Source organism: Amycolatopsis sp. NPDC033938 (assembly GCF_055575975.1).
In genome coordinates this window covers 50162-69204 of sequence record NZ_JBVIRO010000024.1, presented here as the reverse complement: position 1 = coordinate 69204, position 19043 = coordinate 50162, and the positions used below count along the sequence as shown (strand labels likewise).

Here is a 19043-nt window from a genome sequence, read left to right as displayed (position 1 = left end):
CGAAGAGAACAGCCCAAGTCGCTCACGAGCCCTCGCGAAGCTGTGCAAGCCGCCCAAGCTGGGCATATTTGTCCCGCAAAGTGTCGCTTATGGACAGTCAAGAGCCGACCGGGATCTCGGCGCGGTGAACCGTTCGGCCCCCGGGCCGCGTTGGCTCCGGTGAACCGGTCAGGAGGTGGTCCATGCCCATCAAGGTCGATCGCGGTGATTTCGGCGACGTGCCGGAGTGGGCGCGGACACTTCTCCAGATCCTCGGGGTCGACTGGCCTGCCGCGAACCAGCACAAGTTCCGGCGGGCGGCGCAGGAATACGACACCGTCACGGGACTGCTGAACGAGCTTCCGGACGACATCGCCAGGGTCAAGCGGGCGATCGACGAGAAGCTGTCGATGCCCGAGGCGGGTGAGGCGTTCGACAAGAGCATGAAGCCGCTCACCGGCGGGTCACCGAACCTGTTGGGGGAACTCGCCGAGGGCACGAAGGGTATCGCCGACGGCTGCCGCAAGATCGCGCTGGACGTCGAGTACACGAAATTCTCCGCGATCGGCCAGCTTTTCCTGCTGGCGTACGAGATCGCGATGGAGTACGCCCTCTCCGCCGTCACCGCGGGCGCGTCGCTCGCGAACCTCACCTGGCATTACGCCCTCACCCGTGGCTATCTGCTCGTCCTGTTCAAGATGCTCGTGCGGGCGATCGTGTTCGAGATGTTCATCGGCATCACCGGCGGGCTGATCATCGACGCCGCCGTGCAGCGCCTGCAACGCGAACGTACCGAATGGGATGACGAAACCACCAAGCAGACGGCGATCTCGGGAGCGATCGGCGGGCTGCTCGGCGGCGCCGTCGGTGAGCTCGGGGAGAAGCTGGGCCGCAAGATCGGCGGCCTGCTGGGCAAGGACTTCGGCAAGATCGCCACCGACGATCTGCTGAAGCTGGTCAAGGATCTCAAGCTCCCGAACGGGGGCGCCCTCGCCGACGACTGGGTGCGTGACCTCGGCCGGACGCTGACCGACCGGGCGGGCAGACAGCTCACCGATCCGGCGACCGCGTTCACGAAGCGGGCGATCGAGGGCTTCAGCGACGAGGTCGCCGACCGGTTCGTCACCGCGTTCGGCAAGACCCTCGGTGACGACGCGGCCCGGCAACTCGGCCGCGACTACGCGCGCACCTTCGTGGACAGCTGGAGCAAACACGGCCTCGGCGGCAGCGGGGCCTTCAACGACAGCCTGAGCAAGGTTCTCGCGCCGCACAATGACAAACTGGGCAAGGACGCGGTCGGCCTGCTCACCGAGCACGTGCCGGACGTCCTGACCCGCAACGCGGCCGACCGGCTCGGCGGCAACCTCGCAGCCAAGGCCTTCGAGTACAGCACGGTCTTCCTCTTCGAGGGTGTCTCCGGGGTGATGAGCCAGGCGGCGATGGCCGCGCTCAACGGTGAGTCCGTGTCCGCCGCGGAATACGGGATGGGGTTCGCCGGCGGTGTGGTCGGCGGCGCGGTCAGTCACAAACTCGAGGGGATCGGGGAACGCGCCCTCGACTCGGCGATCACGTCGATGAAGGGGGGTTTCGGCGGGGCGGGTTCACTCGGCGATCTTTCGGCGGCTCCTTCACCCGAGACCAAGAGCGAATCGGCCCCGTCGCCGACGGTCGTGTCGAGCAGGTCTTCCAACTCCGATGCGAAGTCCACTTCGGACACGAGAAGCCCCGCCGACACCAAGGCTTCCTCTGACACCAAGACTTCCTCCGATACGAAAGCGACTTCCGACACCAAAGCACCTTCCGGTTCGAAGTCCACTTCGGACACCAAGCCGCCGTCGGAAGTCAAGACGAGCTCGTCCGGCAAGACGAACGCCGAAACCGAAGTGGCCGAGGCCGCGCCCACCGCCGTGCGGACCTCGTCCGACGCCGGGACCGTCGAGGAGGAGGACGAGGAACGGCCGCGCACCCGTCCCAGTCCGTTGCGCACCACTTCGGACGAACCGGCCGTCGGCTCGACTTCGGCCGCGGCCGCCCAGGTCGAACCGGCGGTCATCGAGACCGAAAGCGCGCCGGCGCCTTCGATCGAGCCGGATCTCGGCAAACCGTTCGTGGAAGACCTTTTCGACGGCCTGGAATCGGAGGTCACCCCCGCGCCGCGGCCGATGGAGCTGCGGGAAGAGGAATGGACGTCGCCGCATCCCGGCGGTGGCGAACCGCTGACACCGCGGCGGCTGGTCGACGAATTCGGCTTCCCGCTGGTGAACCAGCAGCGGTTCCAATGGCTCGCGGACTGGTCGAACGTGGTGTTCGACGTCCGGCCGACGAACCCGGATTCGGTCCGCTGGCTCGAACAGGGCGCGGTGCCGAAGCCGAAGGACATCAAGGCCAAGACGATCGGCGAGCTCGATACGTATCTGGCCGACGTGCGGGACTCTGTCGGGCTGGTCGGCTTTTTCAAGCCGGAGCTGCCGAAGAACCTGGCCGATCTTCCGCCGGAGACGCGGAAGAAGATCGAGGCCAGATTCGCCAACCGGGAAAAAGAATTCCAAGCGCTTTCGGAAGAAATGGCCGGGCTGGCGGAACAGGGCCGCTATCGCGTCGTGGACGGAATCGTCCAGGCCAAGACCGAAAGCGGTGACTTCCGCCCGATCACCGGCGACCACGACGTGTACCACATTCGGTGTGTCGACGACGGTTCGTCGCTCACGACCTCCGATTACGAGGACGTCGTCGAGCTGCTGACCAAGCGGAACATGGGCGTGCAGCACGGCGCGCATATGTACTGGTCCCCGCAAGGTGAGTTCCAGGAAAAGATCTTCAGTGACATCGTCGAGCGCCATCAGGAAGGCGTACCGGACGCCGAGCCGCTCATCCGCTTCGATCCGGGACAGCCGCCCCGGCTCGTCTTCGCCGACCCGTTGCCTGCTCGTCCCCAGGCGCCGGCCGAAACGACGGCCGAAACCACTGAAGCCACTGAAGCCACCACCGCCGAAACCGAACCGGGCGAGCGGGACCTGACCCGCGCGGATCTGCCGCCGTTCCTCGCCTCCGGTCAGGCCCTCGGTTCCGCGCCGGTGCTCGAGGTCTCGGGGACGGACGGACTCCGCGACGAACTGACCCGGTTGCTGCCCGGTGCCGAGCCGGATCAGCTCGACGCGATCAGGAACGCCGTCCGCGACGACTTCGAGTCCGCCCTGAGCGGCCTGCATTTCCCGCTGCGCATGGACAAGGTCAGGCGGGAGGTCCGGATCCGGGCCACGATCGTCGGTGACGTGGTGAGCGGGCCGAGGGAGAAGACCAAGGCGGATCTCACCGTCCAGGGCGGCACCGCGAACGCGGAGAACCTCGCCGGCCTCCAGGCCGGTGACCTCGGGACGGCGGTGACCGTGCAGGCGCCGACCGGCCCGTATCTCACCGTCGGCGGCAAGGTCGCGCTGGCGGCGCCCGGGACGACGCAGACCGTCTCGACGTCCACTTCGGACCAGCGGGCGATCCGGTCCGGAGCGGGCTCCCGCCGGGTGGACCTGAAGGTCGAGTTCACCGTCGGCGTCCTCGACGAGAACGGCGTCGAGGCCCTTGGTGAAGACCGGCCGAGGCCCGTTCCCGGGCAGGTCACCGTGCGGCTACCGGACGATCTGGTCGGGCTCACGCCACCTGCCGGGCTGACCGCTAAGGAGCTGGACGCCGACGTCGGGCGCGAACTCCAGAATCCGGTCCCGGAGGCGGTCACCGATCTCGGTGACGTGTTCACCCCGACGGCGAGGCTGCTGCACCGGACGGTCACCGCGTTCGGCGCCCCCGGCCGGGACGCGCTGCGCGCCTTCCTCGGGACCGCCGGTATCCGGGAGAACTTCGGCGCCATGCTGGAGGGCTGGGTCAGCTCGCCCGCCCTGCTCAGCGCGGACGGCGGCGAAGTGGCGGCGGTGCGGATGAAGGCCGTGCCGACCAGGGCCGAATTCGTCGGCGCCACCACCGGGACGCAGCTTCGGCTGCACGAGTCCACGACCACCGCCTCCACCGTTTCCGCCTTCACCAAACGAGGATTCGACGCGTCCGTCTCGTTCGGCGGCGGTGGCGGTGTCGGGGGGACGAAGATCGCCGCCGGGGTCGGCGGTGGCTATTCCGCGCGAACGGTGGACACCGTCGTGTCCGGCCGGACCGCGACGGTGAAATCGGGTGTCCAGCTCAACGGCGACATCGGTCTCTACCGGCTCGAGACCACGATCGTGGTGCAGGCACTGGACGGCCGGGAGACCACGACCACGGCGACGGTCTACGCCCGGCTGGGGATGGCCGAAGCCGCGGCGCGGGGCCTGCCGGTCCCGGAGGGCACCGGCGACGGGATCACACCCCCGTCGGCCGAGAAGTTCCCGCCCGCGCAGCTGGCCGCGGGGCTCGCGGCGGGCAACGTACGCGTCGGTGCCTTCACCGGCGCCGAGGCCGTGCTGACGGAAATCCGCGGCAAGCTCCAGGAAGCCGGCCACTACCGGGATCTGCTGCCCGGCTGGACGGGTACGCGGGCGAAACGCGCGGGTGCGGCGCGGACACTGGAGATGCTGGCCAACGAGCACCGGCTTCAGGCCACGTTGTCCCCGGCGGCACTGCGCAACCGGCTGGACGCGCTGCTGGGTGCCGGGGTGTCGGTGACGCTCAAACGCCAGGGTGTCCTGTGGCAGGACAACGTCACCATCACGGTGCGGCTGGAGTCGAAGCGTCCCAAGCACATCGGGCGCGCGACCGGACGGATGGTCCGCAACGCCACGAGTACCGGTCCGGCGCTCGGCGCCTCCTCCGCGACGAACAAGGGATGGACGGCCGGACCCGAAGGCAAGGTGACCTTCGGGGCGACCGTGACGGCTTCGGCGAAGTACGGAAGTACCAGCGGCACCCGGACCGGCGCGGGGCCGGTCACCGACTCGACCGAGCTCAACATCGGCAGCGCCGATTCGGAGGGCTTCGAGCACGAGGGCCGGTTCGTCGTCACCATCACCGGTTTCTCCCGGTTGAACACGACCGCCCGGCAGATGCTGCCGGGACTGCCGGGCATCCAGGTGCCTGCCCTCCGGCGGATCTGGACCACGCCGGACGAGGCCGAAGACGGGTCCGTCCCGCTTCCGGCCGCCTTCACCGTGTGGATGTCGGACAGCCTGACCCTGCCCGCCGAAGCCGGCCAGGTCGCGCCCGGCGAGCCGAAGGTGCGCGAGCTCGACCCGCCGCGGTCGATCACCGGCCACTTCCAGGAGCTCCCGCCCTCCGACGTCGACGACTGGATCGGGGTGGAAAGCATCGCCCACACCGGATACGTCGGCGCGGCGGCACTGGAAGCGCTGGTGGAGGCTTCGGAAGGCGACCGGGCGCTGGCGCTGCCCGGCAGCGACGCCTGGACCGAGGTGCAGGCGATGCTGAGCACCGACACCATCAAGGCGGCGCTGCGGTCGTTCACCCGCGGTGTGGTCGGCGCCGACCTCGTCCACCACCGTCGCCTGGCGGACCGCGTCGGCAGGATCGGCGTCCACGCGAAACTGAGCGAGCCCACTTTGGTCCGGGTGGCCGACGACGCGGCCGCCGAACGATCCACGTCGGGCGGCTTCCGGTTCGAGAGCGGTACGAGCAAGGGCACGGGTCCGGTGGTCACCGCGGGGGTGGCGGGCAGCGGCTCGGTGAACGACGATCCCACCGGCTCCGCGACCGGCGGCCTGTCCGGCAAACCGTGGGCGAAGACGACCACGAAGGCCGACGGCCTCGACATCTCCGCGGTCGTCGACCGCAACCTGACGACGGCCGCCGGGACACCGCGGGTACTGGCCCGCTTCGACATCGACTTCACCGTGCTCGCCGAGGCACGGCAACAGACCGCGCTGATCCGCCCGGACGCCCGCATCGCCGCCCGCTCCGTCCACCTTCCCGGTGCGGCGCTGGTGTGGCTCACCGAGGACCAGGCCAGGGCACACGGTCTCCTGCCCGCCGGTCCCGCGGGCCCACGGGACCGCGACGAGCGGCTCGCGCCTCTTTCGACACTGCCGAAGGGCAAGCCCGGCGCGCTGGGACTGGGCACCGTCGAGCGGCTGCCCGAGCTGTCCGATCTCGTGCCGAAGCTGTCCGCCGAGCTGGCCAAGGCCAAGATCCCGCTGCTGCCGGGTGTGTCCTTGGACGACGCGATGCACAACTGGGCGAGGCTCACCGGCCTCGTCTCACCGGACGGCGTGCGGGGACTGGTGGACAGCGCGCTGGACGGCGGCGTCCCGCTGCACACCCATCTCCCGAAACTGTTCACCGGCAGCGGATACCAGCTCCTGCTGACCGCGAAAACGCTGGGCGATCCGGCTTTCCGCGAGGTGGTCAACGACGGCCGGACCGTCGAACACAGCACCGTTCGCGCGGTACGGACCAGTCACGGCGACAGCACGGCCAAAGCGTGGTCGGCGGCGTTGCGCGCGGGCGGGCAGGAGAAGTACCAGGGCGACACGACGACGTCGGTCGGCGGCGCGGTCACCAGGGGGATCGGTGCGGTCAAGGTCACCGGCACCACGGAGGTCCGCACCGAACAGGAAACGTGGCTGCGGACCGCGACCGGCCCGGCCGCGCTGTTCGACGTGCCGATCGAGTTCACCCTGGAGGTGCGGCGGGACGGCGAAACCGTCGCGTCGGCGGGTACGGGGGAGCGGACGCTGGGCATCCGGCTGCCCGCCGACAACCTGACCGTCGGCACCGGCCGGGAGCCGGACGCGGAGGAGGACACCGGGCCGAATCCGCTGTCCGCGGCGGAAGTCACCCCCACCGCACTGGCGGAATGGCGGCAGGGCAGCGTCACCGAACTGCCGGACATGGCTTCGGTCGAATCCGTGCGCGCCGCCGCGCGGCTGCGCGACGTCGTACGCGACACCCTCACCAAGGCCGGGGCGGACAGCGGGATCACCGGCTACGGCACCGCGCCGGTCAACGCGCTCTGGTCGAGCCTGAGTCCTCAGGTGCTGCAGGCCTTCCTGCCGACCATGACGGCGAAGAGCCTGCCCGTGCCCGCCTTGCGCGAGGCGGCCGTCCTCCGGGGCAAGCGGGCGGACGTCGAAGTGCACGCCCGGCTCGGCAAACCGCGCACGATCGCGTTGAGCGACGGCGTCAACCTGGAGAACCCGAAGAACTCGACGACGGCCCGCTCGGCCGAACGGAAGGTCGCCGAGGCGGGCGAGATGGGCGTCACCGGACCCACCGTCACACCGGTCGACGAGAAGGACAACATCGGGGGCCTGGTCACCGGCGTCGACGCACGGTGGACCAGTGAGCCCGCCGACGCCACGGTCGACGGCACGACCGTGTCCGCCGTCGCGAACCTCAAACCGGTCGGGCGGACCGCGCTGGTGCGCTTCGACGTGGACTACCGGATCGTGGTCAAGGTCGACGGCCGGACCGAGGTCGTGGACCTCTCCCTGCCCGGCTCGGCGGATGTGCGGATGCCGATCGAGGGGCTGGCCGACGTCACCGGCCGGAAGACGCCGCGCGTGCTGAAGGCACGGCAGGGACGGGTCGCCAGGACCGCGAAGGCGTGGCGGGACGCCGAAGTCGGGGCCGAGGGCCACCGGCGTCAGGCCGGACAGCTGGTCAAAGAGCTCGGCGTCGTCGGCGTCGACTGGAAGGCCACGGTCGACGCGGCCAGGGTCCGCCGTCCCGGCACGCTGGAGGAACGGCACCACCGTTACGCCCGCGAGACCGAGAAAGCCCTGCGGGAAGCCGAAAGCGTCGCCGAAGCGGCTCGGCTCCACCACGACCGGGTGTCCTCGGCGACCGACGCGGTGCTGGCCGGGCTGAAGACCGGGTCCGTCGATCTCGACGACCTCGCCCGTGGCGCCGCCGACGCGGACCGCCTCTTCCGGGTGCGCTCTTCCGAACTGGCGGCGGCACGCGGACGGGTGGATCTCGCCGAGGAGAACGAGGATCTCGCCGCGGCGCTGGACGACGTCCGGCGGCTGATCCGGAAGCGCGCCGACGCGAAGATCCGGCGTGACCTGTTCCGCGAGGTACTCGCGGAACGACGGGAAACCCTGGCCGTCGCCGAAGCCTCGGCGACGGAGGCGAAGGAACAGCTCGTCGCCGCGGCCGAGCAACTGGTCCGCACCCAGGCGGAGTTGCAGGCCGCGTGGCTGGACTTCGTGGACGCCAAACAGGACGCCTGGTGGCTGGCGAAAGGCGCGCTGGACGCCGAATTCGCGCGGCTCACGGCACCGCCCGGCTCTCCCGAAGACGAGAAGTGGCGGCACAGCCGGGCCACCGACGCGCCGTGGTTCTCGGTGGCGAAACCGCTCGACCCGGCCCAGTGGGAACCGCTGCGGGCGACCACGCCGAGGCGGTCGGTGGCCACCGAGACCGCCGACGTGCTGACCACGCTGTTGTCCGAAAAGGACAAACGATACGACGGGGTGATCCGGTACGGCGTCAGCCGATTCGTGGTCGACGGACGCGGGGTCACCGAGTTCACCGTGCCGATCAACCTCGTACCGGGCCGCGGGGTCACCGACGAGCAGCTCGCGCGCCTGCGGGAGCGCGCCGCGGCCGGTGTCGAGAAGCTGCTCAACAAACGCCACGGCCTGCCGAACGGTGACCAGCTGCACGTCCGGGTCGAGTTCACCGACGACCGGCTGACCGGCCGGGACGGCGACCCCCGGTACCGCGCGTACGACGTCGTCGCCGGTGACGACGAACGCACCACCCAGACCACCTGGCGGACCGACGCCACCCCGGAGGAACTGGCGCACGAGCTGCTGCACTACCTCGGCGCGGGCGACGAGGAGCACGACGAGGACCGGGTGTTCCTCAGCCGTGAGGACGACGGTACGACCGGTGTCGTCACCGGTGACGAAAGCATCATGGGCCAGGGCGTGGTCACACCCGGTGTGACGCCGAAACTGCTGCCGCGCCACACCTGGATGATCCAGCACGTCCTGCACAGCCAGCTGGGCCCGGGATACCGGCTCACCGACCCTGGTCAGGACGCGCTGCCGGGTGTCCGGCCCGCCGCGGACGACGGGCTGACGGACGCGCAGCGCGCCACGCTCGGTCAGGAACGACGGGAAGCGGTCCGGGTCGGGGGCGACACCTTGGCGTCGAACCTCGTCGAGGCGATCGCCCGCACGCGGGCGGCCGGTTCCCCGGAGCACCGGGCAGAACCGCGGGAACACGCCACCCCGGAGGAGATCGCGGTCGCGCTGGACGTCCGGTTGCGGGTGCTGACCGAGGACGGAACGACCGTCGAACTCGGCCCGGAGCACGGCGAACCGGTGACGGTGGTCTTGTCGTCGTCGGCCGACTTCCTGGCCACGGTCCCGGTTCCGGCGCACCCAGGCCTCACCACCGCGCAGCACGACACCCTCACCCGGCTCGGCAAAACGGCGGTGCCGGTGGGAGGAAAGCCGGTCACCGGGAACCTGGTCGCCGCGATCGCCGCCGCCGTCGCCCCCGAATCGTCGCTACGGCAGGCGGAACTGCGCGAGCTGGGCACGGCGCTCGGGGGCGCCACGGCGGCGAAGATCGCCGAAGCCTTCGGAGTCCGGCTGCACGTCGTGACCGAGAACGGGGACGATCTCGGGTACGGCCCCGAGGGGCGGCGGCCGGTCCGGATCGTCCGTACCGCGGACGGCGAATACCTGGCCACCCGCGACCTGGAGGCCAGGACGGCTTCGAGGCCGGTGCCGCACCGGCCCGGCCCGTCGGCGGTCTCGGCGGAGATCGAGCGGGACTTCGGGATCGGCACGGAGTCCCAAGCAGGGCTCCAGCGGGCCGCGGACGCCGCGGGCGTGGCGTTCGACCTGCGGCCGGTGAACCCGGAGTCGATCCGCGCGCTGCTCCGGGGCGGGCGGCAGGCGTCTCCCGGCCTCGCGGCGGGCACGGTCACGACGTGGGACGTCCACCTCGGCATGCCGGAGCAGGCGATCGGACTGGCCGCTCGTTTCGAACCCCGGCTCCCGGACCTGACCGCCCTGCCGCCCCGAGTGTGGGAACGGATCGAGCACCGTTACCGGCAACGGATGACCGAGTACAGCACGCTGGCGGACTCCCTTCCCGCCGGACATCGGGTGGTCGGCGGTGTCGTGCACGTGATGACCGACGACGGCTGGGCCCCGGTGATCGGTACCGACTCGCACCACATCCGCCGCCCGGACGGCACCGCCTCGGTGCTGACCGACGATGTGGAGCTGGACGCGCCACTGCTCGATTTCGTGGCGCACACCCTGCCGCTCGGCTATACCGCCGGGCTCGGCAGGCAGGGCGACGAACCGCTGATCCGCTTCACGCCCGGGAACACGCCGCGGGTGATCGCCGACGGCGACCCCCACGCGGCGGCCGACAGCCCGGTCGAGTCCTTTGTGGACTATGCGGAGCTCGACTGGGAAGCGTTGCGTGCGCAAGCGATCGCTCATCAGGTGGACGACGTGCTCTGGGACGGTTCGATCGACCTGGGCACCGAGGACTCGCAAGGGGAGTCCGTGTTCTTCATGCTCGCTCCCGACGACAGTGCCGGCGAGCAGGACAGCCACCCCGTCAGCGAGCACTCGGAACCGGACGACCGGCAGGAGTACGACGATCTCCTGACCCCGGTGACGATCGATTTCACCGAAGGCTCGGGCCGGCTGACCGGCGCGCAGCTGCATGAGCTGCATCGCGTCGCCCGGTACATGACCGAGGTCGCCTACGTCTATCTCGTGGTTCCCCAGATGTTCGGGCCGGTGCCTTCGATCGTGGTGTCGGGCGGCGACGCCGTCCAGAACCAGGTCCTCGTGAACACGATGCGGCGGATGGTCGACGACCTGGTCTCCGCGCGAACCGAGCTGGACCACGTGCAGAGCTATCAGCTGCTGCGCAGCATTCACCTTTCCGTCCGTGATGAAGCGGACGGTGACGCGGATCGGCACCAGGTCCGGATCGAGGGCTCCGACATCGCGGTCGCACACCTTCGGGCGCCTCGGAAACAGGTCGAGGTGACGACGAAGTTCCGCATCGAGCGGACCGATCCGGCGGCCGGGCCCGCCTTCACCTATCCGTCTGGTGTGTCCCTGGCGGAGACCTCCCGCTCGACCCCTTTCGTCGTACCGCTTCAGGAGACCGTCGAGTCGGATCACATCCCGCTGCGGGTGGCCGGCGACCTTTCGATCGCCGTGGGCGCGGGGGAGAGCTCGAAGGAGTTCTTCGCCGTTCCCGACGTGGTGGCCGCCTCCCGGGCCGCGTTGCTGCGAGCCGACAGCAACATCGGCCTCGTGGTCCACGACGACGTGGTCCTGGTGGTCGAACGCGACGGGATCGAACACCGGCTGAACAAGGTGAGCGTCGAGTTCTGGGACAAGCCGTCCCATATCTGCCGTGACATGGCGCAAGAGGTCTTGGGCGCACTGCCGGACATCGCGATCTTCAGGAACGAGAACGGCGACGCAGCGGTCGGGAACGTCAGTACCACCAACGGTGTCGAAGTGACCGGGGTCCGCGAACTCGCCGAGGCGATGGCGGCACAGGCCGAAGACCGCACGGATCCGGTGGATCCGCGCTGGGCCGTGGCGCAGGTGGCCAAGGACGTCAGGCCGACCGGTGGCGGGACCGGCGCGCCCCGTCCCGGGCGTGCCTATGGCAGCGCGATGAGTTATCAGCTGTCGAACGCCGCGCGCCGGGCGAAGATGGATCAGGCGGCGCGGGACAGTGGTGTCAACGAGCGTGCCTGGCCGTCGGTCGGGGAAGCGTACTGCGCCAATTCCATTCCCTTCGACGACGCCGACGGCACCGTGTCGATGAGCCGTGACTTCGCCAAGGGGATCGAGAACGAAGGCGCTCCCTTCGGATACCACTTCGCGGCCGTCGTCGCGACGAGCCTGGACGGCCGGTTCAACCTCACCCTGGAGAACACGCCACAGGGAAGACTTCGCACTCCCCTGGTCGACGAGGCGATCGAGCGGGCTCTGCGCGACCACGACGGCTTGTGGGACGACCTCGAAACGTGGTTCGACGCCGATCTGCGGAGGGCGAAACAGGACTCGTCGCCCGCTGTCGCGGAGATCGAGTTGAAGATCTATGTGGTCAAAAAGCTTCGGGCGCTGGCGGAAGCACGGGCTTCCCACGGTCCCGACGATCCGGTGACACAGCGCGCGTACAACGAAGCGGCCGGTGGTGTCTACAACCTCGCCACGTGGCCGAAAGAGCGTGACAACTGGCACTTCGTGGCCTACAGCAAGGAACCCGGTGACTCGTTCCACGAGCATTGGGCGGCTTACCACGATCCGGAACTGTTCATGATGCCGAACCTGATGACCGTCGTGGTCTCGGGTGGTCAGGGTGCCGCGAACCCGTGGTCCGCGCAGGTTTCGTTCGATTCCGGATCGAGCAGGCCCCGCGAGTCCGACGTGCAGACGTTCCGTTCCGTCGCGACCCGGGTCGCGAGAGCGGCGATCTGGCGTAAGGCCAACGATCTGCCGATTCCGGCGGTGACCGTCACGGGGTACGGCAACGGCAGTTTCGCCGTACCGGGCGGTGCGATCAAGAAGGGGAAGGAACGCGCCGACGTGGTCTCGGCCATGCTGGTCGAGGAGATCGGCGAAGAACTGCGCCGCCTCCAAGGAAACGACCAGTTGGTCAAGGTCGCCTCCGACGGGGACGCCGTCGTCGACGGCGCCCCGACGATCCGGGTGGCGGCGAAGTCGAAGGGGCGTGATCTCACCGGCGCCCCGGACGATCCGCGCTCGACACCGGAGGAACGCCGTCGCCGGGCGGTCATCACGGTGCGGCCGGACCCGGTCGTCGCCACTGTCCCGCTCGACGGAAACCGCGGGATCAGGCTGGACGATCCGCGGCTGGCCGAGGTCGCCGACGGCTTCGCGGCGGACGACAGGTTCTTCACCTTTCTCGCGCACGGTGACGTGAACGGCGCTCCCGTCCACAGTGCCCCTGGTGCGGGAAGTACGCCGCTGAGCCCGTCCGAGGTGGCCGCGATGCTGGTGGCCGCCAAGGACGAGGGCCGGTGGGACGGCGAGAAGCCGTTGATGTTCGCGTCGTGCGGTGCCGGTCGCGGGGGCGACAAGTCGTTCGCGGCCCAGGTGCTGTCCCACTTGCGGGAGCGGGGTATCGAGGTCGACGCCGTCGCGCCGGACGGCCCGGTGTACTTCGTGCCCAACGTGACCGATCCGGCCGGATCGGGTCACCTCGTGGTGACCGGGAACGTGGGTGTCGACGCGGACAGACGGCCGGTCGTCGCACCGAAGGGGAACTGGATGCGGCTGTCCGGCTCCGCCGGACGAGCGCGGCCGATCGGCGCGCATATCGTGGTGGAGGAAGGGAAAACCTGGCGCACGACGGCACTGCCGCCCGGATACTCGGCCGGGAAATCCGTCCGCGGCCTCGACGGCGCGGTGCGGCTCGACGGCGAAGAACAGGACGCCCCGGTCGCGCCGCGCGACTCGTCCGGTCGACATCCGTTGACGGCCGCGCAGCGGAACGCGCTGGCCATCGCCGCCGAACGGGGAGAACGCCTCCACGAGACCCACCGAGCGGCCGCGCTCGACCGTATCCGCGAGCTGAACACCACTTCGCGCACCCGCTACCCGGTTGACGATCAGGACGCCATGGAGCTGCTCCTGGACGCCGTGCACTGGCATCTGCAGTCGATGGCGCTCGCCCGCAACGTCGACTTCGCACGCGCGCCCGAGGGTATGCCGAAGGACCCTGACGGGTATGCGCCCACCTGGGCGGAGTTCCTGACCGCTCGTGACCGGTTCCCGACGTACTGGGAGACGGGTCTCACGACGGGGACCGCGTTCCGTGCCGGTCGCGGCTGGGTCGAGGAGCGACTGGGCTACGGGGACGTGCTGAACCGGGTCAAGGGTGATCCGGCGAAGTCCGGTGACCGTACCGCCGATTTCGACCCGACCGCCCCCGCCGAGATGCCGCTTTACGCCGCCTTGAACTCATCGCTCCAGAAGGGTGGTGCCTATCCCTACGGCACCACCGTGATGTACCTGAAAGAGGACGTACGGGAACGTTCGACGTTCACGCCGAGGGACAGTGCCGCCGAGGGACTCATGGGCGTCGAGTCCGCCACCGACGGCCGGCATCTGTTCGGGCTGCTGGCGTACGGCCACGAGGACAACGTGCGGCTCGCTTTGGGCGGCATCACCGACTTCAAATACGACCGCGAGCTCCGCAGGGATATCGAAAGGGAAGGCTTCGCGGCGGTCGGGCACTATTTCGAGGCGCAGGTGCACGGCGGACTCTCGTGGGAGGACGTGTCCAAGGTGGTGGTCAACTGGGGTGACCTCTACGGGCGGGGCGCGAAGAACACGACCAAGGCCGAAGCGGACGACCTCGTCACCTACCTCGAGGCGTTCAAGAACGCGCACGGTTACGACTTCGAGGTGATTCCCGGCAGGGAGATCGGTCAGCCCGGCGGGATGGAAGCCGCCGAGAACCGGCGCGCACTCGGCCTGTTCGACGTCGACGAGCTCGACCCCGGGGAAAAGGAGATCCTGACGGCGCTCGACCGGCTGGCCAAACCGACGCCGTTCTCCAGCCGCGCGAACCGGGACGAGATGCTCGACCTCGCGGCCCGCGCGGGGATGGACATCGATTCCCCCGACGAAGCGCTGAAAGAACTCTGGGCGCTCGCCGTGTCCTCGTCACCGGACGGAGGGATTCCGGCTCTGCGGCAGAGGCTGGAGCTTTCGCGGGCCGAGGTGACCACGTCGGTGACCGCCCGTGTCTTCGAAGACGTGGCGAACGGTCTCGGGGTGAATCTGTTCGAACTCGAGATGCGGACGATGGAGCCGCTCGGGGTGCTGTGGTCCGCTTGCGACGCGGATCCGGACGCCCGGCTGTCGGACCTCTACCGCACGTTTGCGGACGGTGGCCTCACGGGTATGTGCGGCCAGACGGCCAATCTGCTGTTCGAGGTGGCACACGACCCGGTGGGCGAGCCTGCCAAAGCGACCGTGTCCGAGTTGACGGACGTGATCAACGGCGGCCAGGACGTCGGCGTATGGGTGAGCACCGGGTCGACACACGCCTTCTATCTGGAGTTGCGGGGCGATCGCGCGGTCGTCCATCAAAGCTACGTCGGCCGGTACAGCTTCGCGCACAATCTCGACGCCGGCCGTTCGTCTTCGCGGACCGAATTGGCGGAGCGGCTGACGTCGATACTCTCCGAGTACCAAAGCGGTGGTCAGCCGGTCACCGACGAAGAAGAGTTGTTCGGCGGGAGTCTGCTGGACCCCGCCCGGCGCGAAAAGTACGAGCTGAGCGGCTGGGAGGTGTTCCGGATCAAGGTCGCCCCGTTCCTCGACGCGCGGCAGCAGGTGGAGCGCCTGACCGAGCTGGTGACCGCCCGGCACGACGCCTGGAACGAGATCAAGGACTCGTCACAGACCGTCGCACGATATCTGGGGGTGGAGCCGGAGCCCGCACCACTCGTGTCCTCGGCGGACAGCATCTTCGAGGCCTTGGTGCCCCCGGGGTCGCCTCAGGGCCCCGGCGAAGTCACATAGCCTCGCCCGGCTCTTGACTGTCCACAAGGGACACCTTTCCGGGGACTCGGTGTCCGGTTGAGGACGCTATGTGCGGCTCCGTAGGGGGTCGTGAGTGGCGATTCGGGTTAGAACCCTCATCGCCACTCACGACCCGCGCGCAAAACCGCACAAGCCGGACAGCCTCCTTCCGGCAAGATCTCGAGTTCGCCGGGACTCCCGGGGTCGCGCAGGGACGGAACCGCCGGGCGGTTCTGCCGCCTCTCCTGCCTGGTGCCGGAAGTTTCGGTGCGGTCTGCTGAGGTGAACCCACGCCCGTCACCAGGAGGTACCCGATGACCACAGCGGAAGAGTTCACGCTGGCCAGGGTGTTCGACTTCGTCGACCCCGAAACGGGACCGGGCTTCGCGCCCGGCCATCCCCGGATCGAGGACCCGGAGGAACTGCGGGCCCTCGTCGCGTATCTGGAGGGTGGCACGCCGGTGCTCCTCACCCCGTCGTTGCTCGACGACGTCGTCGACCCGGACCGGACCGCGGTCGTGCCCGCCAACTTCCGCACCGACGGGACGTGGATCTGGACCGACACCGTCACCTACTACCTGGAGCACCACGGGCTGGCCCCGGAGCCGGACCTGCTCGGTCACCTCCGGGGGCGGGGGCGGACAGCGGCGCCGGTGCCTCCGGACGTCGTCGGGCGCGCGGCCGGATTCGTGCTGGAGCCACCGGGGGCCGAGCGGGCGCCGGTGTGGAGCGCGGGCTGACCCCGGCGGGACCTTCCTTCCGGTTCTTCTGCTGGTGGTTGTTCATGGTGACCGGGACACGGGTGCCGTTTACTGAATCCAGAGTCGCAGAACCGCTCGACACCAAGGAGTTGACGTGTCGCTACGAATCCGAGGTCTCCACGGTCGCCCGGCCCGGTCCGAAGAGGACATGGTCGCCGTCTACGTCTCCCGCGACGACATCCGTGACCTGGACGCGGGTGAACTCGGCGGCCGGATCGCCGCGGCCGCCGGGCTGCCGAGGGCAGGCGGATCCGCGGCCATCGCCGAGTTCGAACCCACGCCCCGCTACACCATCCAGGACGTCCTGCTCGGGCACATCACCTGGGACGAACTGACCCGCGCCTCCGCCTGACCGGCGGGCTACGAGGCGTTGAGGCGTTCGGCCAGCTTCTCCCGGAGCCTGCTTCCTTCGGACCGGCCGAGCCGATCGCAGAGACCCATCGCCCGTTCCCGGTCGGCGCGTGCCGCCGCCGGATCGCTCATCTCCTCCGACAGCGCCGCCCTGTCGCAGAGCGTGTCGATCTGAGCCTGTGTCAGCCCGATGCGCTCGTAAAGTCCCTCGGCCTCGGACAGACGGCGGCGCGCGTTCGCGTGGTCGCCCCGGCGCCGCAGGAACCGCCCGGTCTGCTGGAGCGCGCGAGCCTGGCCCATGGCCGCGCCGTGCAGGCGGAACAGGCCGAGCGCCGTCTCGCATTGGGCGAGTGCCCGATCGAACGCATCGAGCGCGGCCAGGTTCTGGGCCGAACGCAGCAGCATGTACGCGTAGTTGGTGTCGTCCACCGGGGTGCGCGAGCCGCCGTGTTCCGGCGAGAAGTAGCGGACACAGACGTCGAACTCCTCGGCGGCGTCGTCGAACCGGCCGTTGCGGTACCAGTACGAAGCCCGCATCGTCCTGGCCACGTGGACCCCGAGTGGATAGCCCGCCTCTTCGAACAGGCGCGTCGCTTCGTCGAACAGTTTGGGCGACGTGGGGCCGCCGGCCTCGCGGGCTTGGGCACTGGTCAGGTACACCCGTGCCCAGCCCTGTTCGCGGCGGTCGCCCGCCTCCACCGCGGCGTCCCAGGCCAGCTGGGCCATCCGGGCGGCCTCTTCCGCCTGATCGCCCAACGAAGCCTGCACCCAGGACAGATAGTTCCGGTGCGCCGCCTCGTCCCGTTTGCTGCCGAGTGCGATGGCCGAGTCCACGGCGAGCCCGAACACGTCGTACCAGGTACTCGCGTTCCCGCCGATCTCCGAGTACCAGTGCATGGCTTCGGCGAGGTCGAGTACCGGCCGGTGGTCACCGCGGGCGGCGATGCTTTTGACCGCGGCGAGCCAGTTCTTCAGCTCGACCTCCAGCCACCTGCCCGCCCCGGGATGATCGTCGAACGACGGCGTCGCGACCGGAAGCGGGCTGACCCCGTCGGTCGGATGGAAGTAGCGGCCCGCCGCCGTCGCGGTGCGCACCAGCCAGTCGGCCAGCCGGTGATCCGCGGCCTCGACGGCTTCCGGGGTCTCCTCCCTGGCGAGTCGTTCGGTCGCGAAGACCCGGAGGAGGTCGTGGAACTGGTACCGGCCGTTCTCCTGCGACGTCTGCAACAGGCTCGCGTCGGCCAGCTCCTCCAGGAACACGGCGGCGTCGTCCTCGTCGGACGCCTCGATGAGCGTCATCGCGGCCCCCACCGAGAAGTCCGCCGCCGGGACGAGCGACAGCCGCCGGAACACCGCGGCGGCGTTCGGGCTGAGCTGGCGATACGACAGTTCGAACACACTGCGCACGTCGAGATCCCCGGCGGTCAGCGTGGTCAGCCGCCTGCTGCGGTCCCGGAGCTGCTCAACCAGACGCGACAGCGGCCAGGTGGGGCGGCTCGCCAGCCGGTTGCCCGCGATGCGCAAGGCCAGCGGCAGCCGTCCGCACAGTTCGACCAGTTCGAGCGCCGCCTGCCGCTCCCGCGTGACCCGGCCCGCCCCGATGATGGTCGACAGCAAGGCGACCGCGTCGTCCTCGCCGAACACATCGAGGGGGAGCCTGCTCGTGCCTTCCAGGCCCACCAGCATCTGACGGCTGGTGATCAGGGTGAGACACCGCGGCCCGCCGACCAGGAGCGGCCGGACCTGGGCCTCGTCTGCCGCGTCGTCGAGGACGATCAGGGCGGCCCGGTCCCGCAGGAGGGAGCGGCACAGGCTCGCCCTGTCCTCCGGTTCGGCCGGGATGCGGACGGCGTCGACGCCCAGCGAGCGCAGGATCAGGTGCAGCGCGTCCGCCGGATTCGCCGGTTCGGCCGACATGCCGCGCAGTTTCAGGAAAAGCCTGCCGTCGGGGAACTCATCGGCGAGGTTGTGCGCCACACGGACGGCGAGGGTGGTCTTGCCGGTTCCGGGAGGTCCGCTGAGGATGGCGACCCGGCCCGACCGGCGGCCGCCGTCGCGAAGATCCGCGGAGAGGGAGCGCAACGCGTCGAGAACGCCTTCGCGTCCGGTGAGGTCGTCGACGTCCGCCGGCAGCAGGCCGACCAGCGGTGCCTCGTAGATCCCGGCGGGCGCGGGCGCGGCGATCGGCTGGGCCCGGCCCAGCCTCGCGACCTTCTGCAGGCCGGTCAGCTCGTCGTCGGTCAACGACAGCGGCGCGGCCAGCGCTTCGATCGTCCGGCGTTGCGGGCTCTTGGCGATCCCGCGCTCCATGTCGCTGATGGCCCGGACACTCACCCCGGATCCCTCGGCGAGTTCCTCTTGCGTGAGGTTCGCGCGAACGCGGTACGCCTTCAGCATCGCCTTGAAAGTCGGGGCTGCCTTCGCCGAGGCGGCGTTCGTCATGGGCCGA

The 19043-nt window shown here is 69.7% G+C and carries 4 protein-coding genes; 3 read left to right on the top strand and 1 reads right to left on the bottom strand.

Annotated elements, in window-relative coordinates; translation table 11 throughout:
• The first annotated feature begins 182 nt into the window (after positions 1-182).
• From ACZ5ZX_RS37370 to ACZ5ZX_RS37360, 3 genes are all read left to right on the top strand, one after another.
• A complete protein-coding gene (locus ACZ5ZX_RS37370) occupies positions 183-15482 on the top strand; it encodes a WXG100-like domain-containing protein (protein WP_465506706.1) in 15300 nt (5099 codons plus the stop codon).
• Between the two features lie 314 nt (positions 15483-15796).
• Positions 15797-16222 carry a hypothetical protein gene (locus ACZ5ZX_RS37365; RefSeq protein ID WP_465506705.1) on the top strand — a complete coding sequence of 142 codons (426 nt, stop codon included), beginning with the start codon at positions 15797-15799 and terminating at the stop codon, positions 16220-16222.
• A 115-nt stretch (positions 16223-16337) separates the two neighbouring features.
• Positions 16338-16595 carry a hypothetical protein gene (locus ACZ5ZX_RS37360; RefSeq protein ID WP_465506704.1) on the top strand — a complete coding sequence of 86 codons (258 nt, stop codon included), beginning with the start codon at positions 16338-16340 and terminating at the stop codon, positions 16593-16595.
• Between the two features lie 8 nt (positions 16596-16603).
• Here ACZ5ZX_RS37360 and ACZ5ZX_RS37355 read toward each other — a convergent pair whose 3' ends face one another.
• Entirely contained in the window at positions 16604-19036 is a 2433-nt protein-coding gene (locus tag ACZ5ZX_RS37355) for an ATP-binding protein (protein ID WP_465506703.1), read from the bottom strand.
• Between the last annotated feature and the right edge of the window lie 7 nt (positions 19037-19043).